A 13,839-nucleotide genomic window follows, 5' to 3' on the forward strand; every position below is an offset into this window, starting at 1 on the left:
CTGCGCATCCTTTTCCAGGGGCCTGGCGTTATCTTGCCAGCTGGCCGCGACGGGACAATCCCGGCACGGGGAACCAGACGGACATTGGTGTGCCTGAGACGGACAATCGCGCCTTAACTGAACTGTTGACGGTACTGGGTGGGGTTCAGACCGAGTTTTTCGCTGAACAGAAAGCGCATATGCCGCACGCTGCCAAAGCCTGCGTGGAAGGCCACGGTCTTGAGCGGCAGGTCGGTGGTTTCCAGCAGGTGCCGGGCGCGGTCGATACGCGCGCCCTGCAGGAACGCCATGGGTGTCATCTGCACTTCCCTGGCAAACAGCCGCGCAAAATGCCGCGCGCTCATGCCGGCCAGCGCCGCCATCGAGTCGATGCTGAACGGCTGGTCCAACTGCGCGAGCACCTGGTTCTGCACGCGGGTGATCACGGTTTCGTGGGGGGCCACTGCGGCGGTCATCGGGCTGAACTGGGCCTGGCCGCCCTGGCGTTTCATCACCACCAGCAGCACCTTGGCCACGTCCACCGCAACCTGCTTGCCATGGTCCTGGGCCACCACCGACAGCGCGAGGTCGATGCCGGCGGTGACCCCACCCGAGGTGATCAGGCGGCCGTCCTGCAGGTAGATGTGGTCGGTCTCGACAGTGGCCTTGGGAAAACCCTTGATCAATCGCTCGGTGTAGTGCCAATGGGTCGTGACCCGACGACCGTCGAGCAGCCCGGCGTGCCCCAGCACAAAGGCACCGGTGCAGATCGAGCCATAGCGTGTGGCCCGTGGTGCGGCGGCCTTGAGCCAGGGCAACAGCGCGGGATGGCATTCGTTGTAGGCACCGGGGCCGCCGGGCACCAGCAGCAGGTCGTAGGCGGCGTCGGCCTGGTGCAGCAGCAGGTCGGGCTGCACCTTCACACCGTTGGAGGCGATCACCTGGCCCGCATCGATGCCGAGGGTGACGATCCGGTAATGGTCCGCCGCCGGCAGGTAGCGGTTGGCAATCGAAAACACTTCGAGCGGGCCGGCCATGTCGAGCAGCAGGAAGTCCGGAAACAGCACCATGGCCACGGTTTTCATAGCGTCAACATCCATCACGAGGGAAAGCGGCGGCCATTATGGCATGGCTTTTACTGTCAACTCTTGGGAGACGGTTATTCAGCTTTCATCGTCTTAATGAATACCTGCGTAACCATTAACCTTCTTCTCAACGCCAGCGCCCTGCCTGTTGCAGCCCGCGCTCACTTGAGGACACCACCATGCTGACCCTTCGCAACGCTTCTGAACGCGGCGCCGCCAATCACGGTTGGTTGAAGTCGTTTCACACCTTCTCCTTCGCCAGCTACTGGAACCCTGCCGAACAGGGCTTTTCCGACCTGCTGGTGATCAACGATGACCGCGTCGCTGCCGGCAAGGGCTTCGGCCAGCACCCGCACCGCGACATGGAGATTTTCTCCTATGTGCTCGAAGGCGCTCTGGAACACAAGGACACCCTGGGCACCGGCTCGGTGATCCGTCCCGGCGATGTGCAACTGATGAGCGCCGGCAGCGGCGTGGCCCACAGCGAGTTCAACCACAGCCAGCGCCAGGGCGTGCACTTCCTGCAAATCTGGATCGTGCCGAACGTGTCCGGCGCCGAACCGCGCTATCAGCAGGAACACTTCAGCGAGGCGCACAAACGCGGGCGGTTGCAATTGATCATTTCGCCGGATGGCGCCGACGGCTCGCTGCATGTACGCCAGGACGCACGGGTGTATGCCGGCCTGTTCAACGGCGACGAAACCGCGACCCTGGACGTGGCGACCGAGCGCCATCTGTATATCCACGTGGCGCGCGGCAGCGTCGCGGTCAACGGCCAACGCTTGCATGAAGGCGACGGCGCCCGGGTGCGTGACGAGCGGCAGATCCATCTGAGCCAGGGCGAGGACGCCGAAGTGCTGGTGTTCGACCTGCGCCCCCATGAACTGCCGCAGATGCCATGATCATCCCTGGCATCAGGCAGCCCCCTGTGGGGGTCGCCTGAGGGTTAGATACCCTGCCCAAACCGCCGAATGGCCAGGCAATACCCCACCAACGCGACCGCCGCCAGCAACCCGCCCGCCGCGCCGATCCAGGCGAAGCCGAAGTGGCTGCCGACCCAGCTGCCCATGAGGGCGCCGCCGCCGATGCCGATGTTGTAGATGCCGGAGAACATCGCCATCGCCACGTCCGTGGCGTCGGGTGCAAGCACCAGCACCTTGGACTGCATGGCGAGGCCAAAACCCATGATCGCCATGCCCCAGAAAATGCTCAGCAGCACCAGGTAGGACTCGGCGCCGCTCAGCGGCAGCATCAGGGCCAGGCATGCGGCGAGAATGAACACCGCACCGACCACGAACAGATGGGGATTGAAACGATGCACCAGGCTGAACAGCAGCGAGCCGATGATGCCCGCGCCGCCGAATACCAGCAGGATCAGGGTGACCGCGCTGCCGCTCATGCCGGCCACGCCTTCGACGAAGGGTTCGATGTAGCTGTAGGCGGTGAATTGCGCCGTCACCGTCAGCGCGGTGAGCACGTAGAGCGCCACCAGCGCCGGGCGTTTGAACAGCAGCGGCAGGCTGCGCAGCGAACCGGAGTTCTGGCTCGGCAGCAACGGCAAGGTGCGCGCCAGCCAGAACACCAGCGCGGCGGCAAAGGCGCCGATCACCAGGAAGGTGGTGCGCCAGCCCATGGCTTCACCGAGCAGGCGGCCCAGAGGAATGCCCAATACCATCGCCAGTGACGTACCGGTGGCGAGCAGGCCGAGGGCCTGCACCTGCTTGCCCTCCGGCGCCAGGCGTACCGCCAGCGAGGCGGTGATCGACCAGAACAGGGCATGGGACAGCGCAATGCCGACGCGACTGACCATCAACAGGCCAAAGCTGGTAGCGACGCTGGAGAGGATATGGCTGGCGATAAACATGCCGAACAACACGATCAGCAATTTGCGCCGCTCGATGTTGCGCGTCAGCAGCATCACCGGCAGCGAGGTCAGGGAAACGATCCAGGCATAGATGGTGAGCATCAGACCGACGTTGGCAATCGGCATGTCGAAGCTGGCGCCGATGGCGCTGAGCAGGCCGACCGGCACGAATTCGGTGGTGTTGAACACAAACGCGGCCAGCGCGAGGGCGATGACCGGCTGCCAGTTGGGCTGGGGTGTTGCGGCTGAAAGGCTCATGGAACGGCGAGGTACTCTGAAGAGGGTCAAAACGGCCACGCAGAACCTGCGTGACCGCCGAGCATTCTATAGGTTTCTCGCCGGCGCTGTGGGCGCCGGGCCTGCCCAGCTGTCGGGCAAGGGCTCAGGGCGACGTCAGGGTAATTAAATAGTTGCCCGATTCGAGCGGCTTGCCGGTGGCGTCGACCAGCTGGTAGCGCTGGTCAAAATAGCGCCCGTCACGGCTCTGCGACACCAGCTGTGCGCGGGCCGCGCCGCCGCCCGTGGCCATGTTGCGCGCCTCCAGGCGGCTGCTGCGACTGTCAGCGATGCAACCGCTCAATTCCATCACTGCGCCACTGCGCGCAGTTGTCGCGCACCCGGCCTCGACGATGCTGCCCCTGAACTCGATCACCCCGTGGCCGGCCGACTGCGCCGCGCTGCACACACCTGCGGCCACACACAACAGGCCCGCCACTACCGAAACGCTCTTGATCTTCATGCTGACTTCCTTCCTGGGCTCTTGAGAAGTAAGTCGTCTGGCGCGGCGTTAACTTGAGCTTATTCGTCGGTGCCTATGACCTGGATCAAGGATCCACCTGCGCCATCAGCTCCGGAATGCTTTCCGGCCGATTCGCATAGCGCTGCGCCAAGCCCGCGCACACCATCAACTGGATCTGGTGAAACAGCATCAGCGGCAGGATCAGCACCCCCATGCTCGCCCCGGCAAACAGCACCTGCGCCATCGGCACGCCGGTGGCCAGGCTTTTCTTCGAGCCGCAGAACAAAATGGTGATGCGGTCCTCCTGATTGAAGCCCAACAGCTTGCCCAACAGGGTCGACGCCACCAGCACCAGGGCGAGCAGTACGCAGCAGGCCAGCACCAGCCCGCCCAGTTCCCAAAGCGGAATCTGATACCAGATACCTTCGTTGACCGCTTCGCTGAACGCGCCGTAGACCACCAGCAGAATCGAACCCTGGTCGACAAACTTGAGCCAGGATTTATTGCGCCCGACCCAGTCGCCGATCCAGCGGCGGGCAATCTGCCCGGCGATAAACGGCAGCAACAGCTGCACGCTGATTTTCAGGATCGCATCCACCGTGGAGCCGCCGTCACCGTGCACGTTGAGCAGCAGCGTCACCAGCAGCGGCGTGAGGAAGATGCCGAACAGACTGGACGCCGCCGCGCTGCAGATCGCCGCCGGAATATTGCCGCGTGCCAGGGAGGTGAAGGCAATCGCCGACTGCACCGTGGCCGGCAACGCGCACAGGTAGAGCATGCCCATGTACAGGTCTTTACCGATCAGCGGCGACAGCACCGGCTTGAGCGCCAGCCCCAGCAGTGGAAACAGCACGAAGGTCAGGCTGAACACCAGCAGGTGCAGGCGCCAATGGCCGGCACCGGCGACGATGGCCGTGCGCGACAGCTTGGCGCCGTGCAGAAAAAACAGCAGCGCAATCGCCAGGTTGGTCACCCAGCCGAAGGCCACCGCCGCTTGGCCGTTGACCGGCAACAGGGAGGCGAGGATCACCGTGGCGATCAGGGTCAGGGTGAAATTGTCGGGGAGAAAACGTGGACGGGTCATAAGCAAATCTTCCAGGGGTTGCCAAGCGCACCGTGGCGACTCTAACGTAACGGCCTGTTACCGACTAACGCCAATGAGCCAGTAAATGCCGCCTAAAGGACACGACAAGACCGTTCGGCGCAGTGTGCCCGGGCTTTCCAGCCTGCCGCGTCCGGTGTACGGGCGCACCGAATCGCTGCCCAATCGCGCCCTCACACGCCGGCACAGCCACCCGTGGGTGCAATTGTCGTACGCGATTTCCGGGGTATTGGAGATTCAGACCAGCGCCGGACGCTTCGTCGCCCCGCCGCAGCGCGCGGTGTGGATCCCGGCGGGCATGCCGCACCGGGTGTACAGCGCGCCGCACACCGAGATGCGCAGCTTGTACCTCGATTGCAGCGTGACCACCTGGGCGGTCGAGCGTTGCCATGTGCTGGAGGTGAGCAGCCTGTTGCGCGAGCTGATTCGCAGCTTCAGCGCGTTGCCGGTGGCCTACGCCGAGGACGGGCCGCAGGGGCGTCTGGCCCAGGTGCTGCTGGATCAGCTGGCGGCAGCGCCGCAGGTGGACTTGATGCTGCCCCTGCCCCACGACCCGCGCTTGCGCCAGATCTACCGCAGCCTGAGCCTGCATCCGGAACAGCAGACGACCCTGAGTGAGTGGAGCCGCAAACTGGCGGTGAGTGAGAAGACGCTCAGCCGGTTGTTTTTGGGGGATACCGGGTTGACCTTTCGTGCCTGGCGTCAGCGCTTGCGGTTGCTCAGTGCACTGCCCGCGCTGGAACAGGGTGAGCGGGTGACGGATGTGGCGTTGGGGTGTGGGTATGAATCGACGTCGGCGTTTATTAATGCGTTTCGGCAGCAGTTTGGGGGGACGCCTGGGGAGTTTTTTCGCTAGCCGACTGGGTACATATCCGTTGTTTAGGTGACGGCTGATATGGGTTCCGCCCTTACGGCGGGTCACTTTTGGAAAAGAGCCCCAAAAGTAACCAAAAGGGCTCTTGCCCCACCACTCGGCACCTCGCTCAGGCTCGGTGTGCCCGCACGCAGGCTTGAATCCGTGGGCCGCCGCGCTGGGCCATCCTTGGCCCAGCGCGGCTAACCCGGCGTCCTGCCGGGTTACCCACGGATTCAAGCCTGCGTTCGGCCAGCGTGGTTGACGGGGCGCTTGAGATCAAAAGCCAAAGCAAAGCAAAGCAAAGCAGATCAAAAGCAGACGGTGTTGTATCTGATCCATGGAGATCACATGTGGGAGGGGGCTTGCTCCCGATAGCAGTGGGTCAGCTACCAATAAGCTGACTGACACTCAGCCATCGGGAGCAAGCCCCCTCCCACATTTTGAACAGCGTTCGGCAGCCAATTCCGGTCGGCTCTAAGGCCGCCGCGCTTTTGCTTTTGATCTGTGGCGCCCCGTCAAACACGCTGGCCGAACGCAGGCTTTGGAGCGTGGGTAACCCGGCAGGACGCCGGGTTAGCCGCGCTGGGCCAAGGATGGCCCATCGCGGCGGCCCACGCTCCAAAGCCGGAGTGAGGGCACACCGAGCCTAAGCGAGGTGCCGAGTGTTGGGGCAAAGCGTTTTTGGTTACTTTTTGCGCTCTTCAAAAAGTGACCCGCCGTAAGGGCGGAACCCATATCAGCCGTCACCTAAATAACGGATATGCCCCGCCGCCAATCCCAGGATTTTCAACCCCCTCCCCCCATAAGCCTCTTCAAAAAAGTAATCCTTCCAACTCCCCGCCTTGTTCTTCAACACCCCCAACGCCTGCAATTTCTCGGCATAGATATAGGTCCGCTGCGGCACGATAGTGAAATCAATCTCCGGGTCCTGCACGATTTTCTCCACCAGTTCCAGCGGCAACTTCGACTGTTCTATCCGGATATAAGCCTTGGCCGCCGCCGGCTTGTCAGCCTTGATAATCTGCTCGGCCTCAGCCAGCGCTGCATAAAACGCCTTGTAGGTTTTGGGATTCTCATCGTGAAATTTCTGCGTCGTGTAAAGCACGTTGAACGTAGCCGGACCGCCCAGAATGTCGTAAGAACTGAGCACCTTGTGCACCTTGGGATTCAACAACTCCTGATACTGGAACGGCGGGCTGGAGAAGTGCGCATTGATCTCCGAGCCCCCGGCAATCAGCGCCGCCGTGGCGTCGGGGTGGGCCAGGCTGATGGAGATGTCATCGAATTTCTTGTAGTTGGCATCACCGAACTGCCGGGCCGTCTCGATCTGCAGGGTGCGCGACTGGAAACCCACGCCGGCGGCGGGCACGGCGATGCGGTCTTTCTCGGTGAAGTCCTTGAGGGTCTTCACCTCGGGATTGTTGCTGAGCAGGTAGTTGGGCATCGAGCCCAGGGAGGCGATGGCCTTGACGTTCTGTTTGCCTTTGGTACGGTCCCACAGGGTGAGCATCGGCGGGACACCCGCCGAGACCACGTCCAGCGCGCCGGCGAGCAGCGATTCGTTCATGGCGGTGGCGCCGGAAATGCTGTTCCATTCCACCTGGATATCCAGGCCCTGTTCCTTGCCGTGCTTTTCGATCAGGTGCTGGTCGCGCACGACGTCGAGGATCAGGTAGCCAATGCCGAACTGCTGGGCGATGCTGATTTTGCCTTCGGCGTGCGCGCCAACGCTGAGCAGGGCGCTCGCGACGGCCAGCAGGGTCAGGGAAGAACGCTTGAAAGTCATGAGGGGTCTGCCGCGTCGTCGTAAAGGTGACTGAGGGTAGCGACGATTTTTAAGACTGGAAAAGAATATCGGGATCTATTGTTATGCAAATAATCCCCAAACCAACGCTCGGCTGTTATTGTGCCGCGCTTTGAAATACTGCCGCCGACCTGCGAGGAAATCGACGTTGAACACTGACGAAAAAATGACTGGGGACCTGTTCGAGGTGGATAAGCGCCTGTCACTCAAGAACGTGGTGGACTTCAACGCCTACCTGCGCAGCGCGTTCGGCGATGGCCCGTGCACCTGCGTGCGCTGCGTTGCCGACGGCGGTGACGAGCGCGACTATGCGTTCCAGCACACCTTCAGCTTTGACGCGAAACCCACCCACCGCCGCTTCGCCTCGACGGCAGGCAGTGATGTGCTGATGGCATTGAAGAAGGCGTGGTTGTCCTACACCAAGGCCGAATTGCCGCTCAGCGGTGTGCTGGAGCTGGACACAGTGAAGGCGTTTGTCGAGCCGCAACTGCACAAGCGCGTGGCACCGCTTTTTCTGGCCAGCGGGCTGGTCAAGGATGTAGAAGGCGAAATGCACCTTCAGCCTCAAGCGGCCTGAAACCGGCCTTTAAAGATGAGGGAGGGCGCAATCCCCCTCCCCCATTCAGACTAAAAACCCGGCACGCCCTGCACACGAAACTCCGGTGTCAGCTCTTCCTCCAGCGGCTCCACCAGTGGCCGATCATCGATCCCCGGCATCAGGATCACCTTGCGGCAATTCTCCTCGCCCTTGTCAAACAATTCGTACCCGCGCGCGGCCTGCTCCAGCGACAGCCGATGGGTAACGATCGCCTCGGGATTCAGGTGCCCCAGCTCAATGTGTTCAAGCAGCTCAGGCAAAAAGCGCTGCACATGGGTCTGGCCCATCTTGAACGTGAGGCCCTTGTCGAACGCATCGCCAAACATGAAGCCATGGATAAACCCGGCATACACCCCCGCCACGCTGACCACGCCACCACGGCGCACGGCCGCAATGCACTGGCGCAACGCCTTGCCGCTGCTGCCTTCGATCTTGAGCGTGGTGAGGATGGTTTCGGTGGTGCTGCCCTTGGCCTCGAACCCCACCGCGTCCACCACGCCGTCGACGCCGCGCATGCCGGCGGTTTGACGGATGATGGTGTCGGCAGGATCGTCGTCCTCCTCGAAGTTGATCGGGATCACGCCGTACATTTTCTGCGCGTAGGCCAGTCGGTACGGGTGGTCATCGACCATGAATATCTGCTCGGCGCCCAGCATCTGCGCGCAGGCCGCACTGAGCAGGCCCACCGGGCCCGCGCCATAGATCGCCACGCTGGAGCCCTTGCCGATGCCCGCATTGGTCACGGCCTGCCAGGCGGTGGGCAGGATGTCCGAGAGGAACAGCACCTTCTCGTCCGACAGGGTGCCGGGCACCTTGAACGGTCCGGTGTTGGCCTTGGGCACCCGCACCAGTTCGGCCTGCCCGCCCGGCACACCGCCATACAGGCGGCTGTAGCCAAACAACGCGGCGCCCGGTGGAATCGCCTTTTTATTGAGGATCGCTCCACGGCCGTCGTTGGTGGTTTCGCAGGCGGCAAATTGCTGCAACTGGCAGAAGAAACAATCGCCACAGGCAATCACGAAGGGGATCACCACACGGTCGCCGCGTTGCACTGCCGTGACTGCCGGGCCGGTTTCTTCGACGATGCCCATGAATTCATGGCCGAAAATATCGCCGTGTTCCACCGTGGGGATCTTGCCCCGGTACAGGTGCAGGTCGGAGCCGCAGATGGCGGTGGCCGTGACGCGCAGGATGATGTCGTCGGGTTGTTCAATGATGGGATCGGGGACCGTGTCCACCTGCACCTTATGGGCGCCTTGATAGGTCATGGCTCGCATGGGTTGCTCTCCTTTGAGTTGACTGCATCTGAATTAACCGCCCATCACCGCAAGCGGGTCACGGTGAGGGCGACCACGGCGATCCGCTCCACGCGTTCATAGCCCGGTTTATCGAGTTCTTCGCCGAACACATCGGGGTCCAGTTCGCGGTAGGTCCAGCCGAACGCATCGTTGCCCAGCAATGGCCGCGCGGCTTCCAGGAATGGGTCGGTGCCGGCCACCATCGCCACGCCGGTGTAGAGCACCAGGCTGCCACCCAGGGACAGGCGTTGCAGCGCCTGCTCAAGGATGCGCAGCGACAACTGTTCGCCCAGCGCACCGCCGCCGTGGCGATAGGCGCGCTGGCCGTCGTCGTTCATGTAGGGCGGGTTGGCGACGATCAGGTCGAACGTGCCCTCCACGCTTGCCAGGATATCGCTCTGGTAGACGCTGACATTATTCAGCCCGGCCAGCTCGGCATTCACCGCCGTCATGCGCAGGGCCTGGGGATTGATGTCCACCGCCAGCACCTCGGCGGCGTGCCGTGCCTGGGCGATCACCAACGCACCGACACCGGCGCCGCAGCCAATGTCCACCGCCCGCCGCAGCGGCTCGAAGCGTTGCTGCAGATGGGCGTCGATTACCTGAGCGAATCGGTAACTGTCGGGGCCGAAGAACACCGCGTCGGCCTCGGTGGTAGGGTACGGCGAATGGGCAAACAGCAGCTCACCCAGGCTCGACCAGCGCACCGTGCTGCGCCACAGGGCGTCGTGTTTTTCGATCACCCCGGCTTGGCACAGTTCGTCGCGAAACGCGTCGGGCATCAGGTCGCTGTCGAACGGCATCGACCAGCCGAACACATCGCGCAGGTTCATCGCCAGCGGCGTGGCCAGGCGTTTGAACACACGCTCATGGGTCAGAGGCGTCGGTGTAATGAAGCGATAGCCGCTTTCCTTCAGACCCCGGCCCAGGTTGAGCAAGGCGCGATCGGCAAGTTGTTGTGCAGACATAAGCAGGCTTCCTCAGCGCAGGCGCGCACGTAGCTGGATAAAGCGGCGAGTGGCATACAGGCCCACCGGCAGGCAGTGGCGTCGCGCGGTCATCCACGGGATCAGGGTGTTGATCTGCTGCTCGTCGGGCAGCTGCCACAGCGACTCCACCAGGGCCTGGGTGTCCGGGTCTGCCGGGCGATGCTGCTCGCGGGAAAAGCGGCTGCCACGCCCCGGCCGCACCGGTGGCACCCGCTGCGGGCTGACCCAACTGCCGGCAATCCAATCGTGCAGGACTTGTTTTTCATAGCCGCTGAAAGCCCCGAACATCGCCGCGCCGGCGCCTTCGATCAGTTGCCAGAAGCGGCTTTCGGCCGGGTCCTGGTTGCGCTTGATCCAGCCCTTGTCCTGCAGCGCGGTGAGGAAGTCGCCGATCTGACCCGGCTTGGCCAGCCACTGGTTGACGGTCTTGCCCTCGAAGCGGCAGTAGTCCGAATGCATGTGCTGACCGAAGCTGCGCTTGCGCTCCAGCATGGCCACCACCTCATCCTGCAGGTTGAAGCCTTCGATCACGGCGGTGGTGCCCGCGCCGAGGTCGTTGAGGCGATAGCCATGAGCCACGCGCCGGTAGAATTCGTCCCTGCCCTCGCCCAGCGGCAACAGGCTCAACACCGACTGCGCCGCCTTGCAGGCATGGCCGCTGCCGGCGTTGTCGATGGTGACGTGCAGGGTGAAGTAATACGGGTCGATGCCCAGTTCGCTCAGTTCATAGGAGGTGATCAACAGGTGCAGAGGCAACTGCTCGTAGCCCAGGTTATAACCGATGATTTCCGGCAGAAACTGCTCGGCACTCAGCCCCAGGGCCAATTGCAGGGCACCTTGCAGGTAGTGCTCGTCTTCGACCCCGGCTTCGCTGTCGGCATCGTGGCCGCTGAGCAATTTACGGTAGATCACCACATGGTTCTGCGCGGCTTCGCCGTCGCCCAATTCTTCCAGGTAGGTGGTGAGCAGGCCGTCGAAGCGCTGGTCCTGCCAGTAGCGCAGCAGCCCGTAGAGCCAGGCGCCATCGACGTATTTGGTCGGCGCCACGCGCTGCAGCACGTAGAGCGCATGAGCCCTGTTCTGAAAATAACGGCGTGGTCGGCCCTGCTGGCGCTGTTCAAGGTATTCGGCGTATTGCTCGGCCACGGCGGTGCAGCGTTGCTCCACCCAGGCAGGCAGTTGCTCAGGGGTATCGGGCAGTTCGTTGGCGGCGTGTTGCACCTGCGCCAGCTGGCTGTGCAAAAATTCATGGGCCAGCTCGCGGGCATTGGGCGCTTCGTTGTAAAGCTGTTGGTACACCCGCTGATAGTGGCCGTGGTTTGAGTGATGAACAGAGGCCGGCTGGCCCGACAGCGCCGTTAACAGGGTCATGATGGCAGTTCCCGCAAAGTCCGATGCAATCTGGCCTTCAACCGTGAAGACCCCAAACGGGCGCGCGTTAGCAGGCGCCTCTAAAGTGCAGAGCGTCGGGCAGTGCGGAAAATTCAATCGGGGTTGGGACGGCGGGGATCAGTGGTCTATGGGTGCAATAGCAAGGGGCACCCAGACCTGTGGCGAGCAGGCTTGCCCTGCGTTGGGCTGCGCAGCAGCCCCCTACACGTCTCCGAGTTCATGCAGATGAAATTCGGTCGTCAGGTTTTTGGGGCTGCTGCGCAGCCCAACGCAGGGCAAGCCTGCTCGCCACAACAGACCTGCTTACAACAGACCTGCTTTACAACAGGCCTGCTTTACGACAAGCCTGCTTGCCGGTTCGGCATGGTTATTTGCGCGCCGCCTCCCACTGCTTGAGCAGGTCGTTGTAGCTCACGGTTTCGCCTTTGGGTTTTTCGTTGGCCAGTTTCGGCTTGGGCGCGCCCGGTTGGTCGAACCAGTATTGCGCATCACGCTCAGGGTTCATTTTCGGGCCGCACACCGGTTGCACCTTGGAGCGTTCCAGGCGGGTCATGATCGCGTCCTGTTCCTTGGCCAGGTTGTCCAGTGCCTGTTGCGGGGTTTTCTCGCCGCTGGCGGCGGCGGCGATGTTGCTCCACCACAGTTGCGCCAGGCGTGGATAGTCCGGCACGTTGGTGCCGGTCGGCGACCATTCGGTGCGCGCCGGGCTGCGGTAAAACTCCACCAGGCCACCGAGTTTGGGCGCCATGTCGGTCATGGCCTGTGAGTTGATGTCGGACTCACGAATTGGCGTCAGGCCGACGATGGTTTTCTTCAGCGACACGGTTTTCGAGGTCACGAACTGCGCGTACAGCCAGGCCGCGAGTTTCTGTTTCTCCGGCGTGGACTTGAGGAAGGTCCAGGAGCCCACGTCCTGATAGCCCTTCTTCATGCCCTTTTCCCAGTAAGGCCCTACAGGCGACGGCGCCATGCGCCATTTCGGCGTGCCGTCGGCATTCACTACCGGCAGACCCGGTTTGACCATGTCGGCGGTAAACGCGGTGTACCAGAAGATCTGCTGCGCGATGTTGCCTTGGGACGGCACCGGGCCGGATTCGGAGAAGGTCATGCCCGCCGCTTCCGGAGGCGCGTAGGCTTTCATCCAGTCGACGTATTTCTGCGTGGCGAACACGGCGGCCGGGCCGTTGGTGTCGCCGCCCCGGGTGACGCTGGAGCCCACCGGGTGGCAGTCCTCCACGCGAATGCCCCACTCGTCCACCGGCAAGCCGTTGGGCAGCCCCTTGTCGCCGCCGCCGGCCATGGAGAACCAGGCATCGGTAAAGCGCCAGCCCAGTGACGGGTCTTTCTTGCCGTAATCCATGTGCCCGTAGATGCGCTTGCCGTCGATTTCCTTGACGTCTTCGCTGAAGAACTTGGCGATGTCCTCGTAGGCCGACCAGTTCACCGGCACGCCGAGGTCGTAGCCGTATTTTTCCTTGAACTTGGCTTTCAGCTCAGGCCGCTCGAACCAGTCGGCGCGGAACCAGTAAAGGTTGGCGAACTGCTGGTCGGGCAACTGATACAGCTTGCCGTCCGGAGCGGTGGTGAAGGACAGGCCGATGAAGTCCTTGAGGTCCAGGGTCGGCGAGGTGAAGTCCTTGCCTTCGTTGGCCATCAGGTCGGTGATCGATTCGGTCTTGCCGTAGCGAAAGTGCGTACCGATCAAGTCGGAATCGTTGACCCAGCCGTCATAGATGTTCTTGTCGGACTGCATCTGGGTCTGCAGCTTTTCCACCACGTCGCCTTCCTGCAGCAGGTCGTGGGTCAGCTTGATGCCGGTGATTTCGCTGAAGGCCTTGGCCAGTACCTTGGACTCATACTCGTGGGTGGTGAGGGTTTCCGACACCACGTTGATCTTCATCCCACGGAACGGTTCGGCGGCCTTGATAAACCACTTCAATTCCTCCAACTGCTGTTCGGCCGTGAGGGTGGACGGTTTGAACTCGCTGCCGATCCATTTTTTCGCGGCGTCTTCGTACGCATCGGCCCAGGCCGACGCGCTCAAACCGCTGAGGGCCAGTACGGCAGCCAATGAAATGCTATGTCGCAGCTTATTGTTGTTATTCAACATAGAGACCTCTTGGTTGTTTATTC

12 protein-coding genes are annotated in these 13,839 nt (G+C 62.5%); 3 read left to right on the plus strand and 9 right to left on the minus strand.

What is annotated here, in order from left to right; translation table 11 throughout:
• Nucleotides 1-113 precede the first annotated feature (113 nt).
• Nucleotides 114-1,064 (minus strand): GlxA family transcriptional regulator, encoded by a 951-nt coding sequence (locus RHM60_RS05375; RefSeq protein ID WP_322213876.1) that lies wholly within the window; start codon nucleotides 1,062-1,064, stop codon nucleotides 114-116.
• 179 nt (nucleotides 1,065-1,243) lie between these two features.
• Between RHM60_RS05375 and RHM60_RS05380 the strand changes: the two genes are divergently transcribed.
• Entirely contained in the window at nucleotides 1,244-1,966 is a 723-nt protein-coding gene (locus RHM60_RS05380; protein WP_322213877.1) for a pirin family protein, read from the plus strand.
• Between the two features lie 44 nt (nucleotides 1,967-2,010).
• Here RHM60_RS05380 and RHM60_RS05385 read toward each other — a convergent pair whose 3' ends face one another.
• The 3 genes from RHM60_RS05385 to RHM60_RS05395 form a co-directional block, all read right to left on the minus strand.
• On the minus strand, nucleotides 2,011-3,186 hold the full coding sequence (locus RHM60_RS05385; protein WP_209982594.1) for a sugar transporter: 1,176 nt from the start codon (nucleotides 3,184-3,186) through the stop codon (nucleotides 2,011-2,013).
• Between the two features lie 124 nt (nucleotides 3,187-3,310).
• Nucleotides 3,311-3,667 (minus strand): type 1 fimbrial protein, encoded by a 357-nt coding sequence (locus tag RHM60_RS05390; RefSeq protein WP_209982596.1) that lies wholly within the window; start codon nucleotides 3,665-3,667, stop codon nucleotides 3,311-3,313.
• Nucleotides 3,668-3,752: 85 nt separating this feature from the next.
• Nucleotides 3,753-4,751 carry a bile acid:sodium symporter family protein gene (locus tag RHM60_RS05395; RefSeq protein WP_209982598.1) on the minus strand — a complete coding sequence of 333 codons (999 nt, stop codon included), beginning with the start codon at nucleotides 4,749-4,751 and terminating at the stop codon, nucleotides 3,753-3,755.
• Between the two features lie 85 nt (nucleotides 4,752-4,836).
• On the opposite strand from RHM60_RS05395, the gene RHM60_RS05400 reads away from it, so the two are divergent.
• The gene (locus RHM60_RS05400; RefSeq protein ID WP_209982600.1) at nucleotides 4,837-5,625 is read left to right on the plus strand and encodes an AraC family transcriptional regulator; all 789 of its coding nucleotides are present in this window, start codon (nucleotides 4,837-4,839) and stop codon (nucleotides 5,623-5,625) included.
• Nucleotides 5,626-6,361: 736 nt separating this feature from the next.
• On the opposite strand, the gene RHM60_RS05405 is transcribed toward RHM60_RS05400, so the two are convergent.
• Entirely contained in the window at nucleotides 6,362-7,411 is a 1,050-nt protein-coding gene (locus RHM60_RS05405) for an ABC transporter substrate-binding protein (protein ID WP_322213879.1), read from the minus strand.
• 166 nt (nucleotides 7,412-7,577) lie between these two features.
• On the opposite strand from RHM60_RS05405, the gene RHM60_RS05410 reads away from it, so the two are divergent.
• Nucleotides 7,578-8,006: a hypothetical protein gene (locus tag RHM60_RS05410; RefSeq protein ID WP_322213880.1), complete on the plus strand. Its 429-nt coding sequence runs from the start codon at nucleotides 7,578-7,580 to the stop codon at nucleotides 8,004-8,006.
• Between the two features lie 50 nt (nucleotides 8,007-8,056).
• On the opposite strand, the gene RHM60_RS05415 is transcribed toward RHM60_RS05410, so the two are convergent.
• The 4 genes from RHM60_RS05415 to RHM60_RS05430 form a co-directional block, all read right to left on the minus strand.
• Nucleotides 8,057-9,304, minus strand: a complete 1,248-nt coding sequence (locus RHM60_RS05415) for a zinc-dependent alcohol dehydrogenase (protein WP_209982606.1) — start codon at nucleotides 9,302-9,304, stop codon at nucleotides 8,057-8,059.
• Nucleotides 9,305-9,348: 44 nt separating this feature from the next.
• Nucleotides 9,349-10,293, minus strand: coding sequence for a methyltransferase (locus RHM60_RS05420; protein WP_231423837.1), 945 nt, complete (start codon nucleotides 10,291-10,293; stop codon nucleotides 9,349-9,351).
• Nucleotides 10,294-10,305: 12 nt separating this feature from the next.
• Nucleotides 10,306-11,685, minus strand: a complete 1,380-nt coding sequence (locus RHM60_RS05425) for an iron-containing redox enzyme family protein (protein ID WP_322213881.1) — start codon at nucleotides 11,683-11,685, stop codon at nucleotides 10,306-10,308.
• A gap of 388 nt (nucleotides 11,686-12,073) precedes the next feature.
• Complete coding sequence (locus RHM60_RS05430) at nucleotides 12,074-13,816, minus strand: ABC transporter substrate-binding protein (RefSeq protein ID WP_209982616.1); 1,743 nt, start codon at nucleotides 13,814-13,816, stop codon at nucleotides 12,074-12,076.
• Nucleotides 13,817-13,839 lie beyond the last annotated feature (23 nt).

The organism is Pseudomonas sp. MH9.3, assembly GCF_034354675.1.
In the GTDB taxonomy this organism is placed as follows: Bacteria; Pseudomonadota; Gammaproteobacteria; order Pseudomonadales; family Pseudomonadaceae; genus Aquipseudomonas.

What these genes read in the sequence shown, in the direction of transcription:
- RHM60_RS05420 (WP_231423837.1), bottom strand. Translation starts at nt 10,293, where the DNA reads ATGTCTGCACAACAACTTGCCGATCGCGCCTTGCTCAACCTGGGCCGG.
- RHM60_RS05390 (WP_209982596.1), bottom strand. Translation starts at nt 3,667, where the DNA reads ATGAAGATCAAGAGCGTTTCGGTAGTGGCGGGCCTGTTGTGTGTGGCC.
- RHM60_RS05395 (WP_209982598.1), bottom strand. Translation starts at nt 4,751, where the DNA reads ATGACCCGTCCACGTTTTCTCCCCGACAATTTCACCCTGACCCTGATC.
- RHM60_RS05375 (WP_322213876.1), bottom strand. Translation starts at nt 1,064, where the DNA reads ATGAAAACCGTGGCCATGGTGCTGTTTCCGGACTTCCTGCTGCTCGAC.
- RHM60_RS05430 (WP_209982616.1), bottom strand. Translation starts at nt 13,816, where the DNA reads ATGTTGAATAACAACAATAAGCTGCGACATAGCATTTCATTGGCTGCC.
- RHM60_RS05405 (WP_322213879.1), bottom strand. Translation starts at nt 7,411, where the DNA reads ATGACTTTCAAGCGTTCTTCCCTGACCCTGCTGGCCGTCGCGAGCGCC.
- RHM60_RS05425 (WP_322213881.1), bottom strand. Translation starts at nt 11,685, where the DNA reads ATGACCCTGTTAACGGCGCTGTCGGGCCAGCCGGCCTCTGTTCATCAC.
- RHM60_RS05415 (WP_209982606.1), bottom strand. Translation starts at nt 9,304, where the DNA reads ATGCGAGCCATGACCTATCAAGGCGCCCATAAGGTGCAGGTGGACACG.
- RHM60_RS05400 (WP_209982600.1), top strand. Translation starts at nt 4,837, where the DNA reads ATGCCGCCTAAAGGACACGACAAGACCGTTCGGCGCAGTGTGCCCGGG.
- RHM60_RS05380 (WP_322213877.1), top strand. Translation starts at nt 1,244, where the DNA reads ATGCTGACCCTTCGCAACGCTTCTGAACGCGGCGCCGCCAATCACGGT.
- RHM60_RS05385 (WP_209982594.1), bottom strand. Translation starts at nt 3,186, where the DNA reads ATGAGCCTTTCAGCCGCAACACCCCAGCCCAACTGGCAGCCGGTCATC.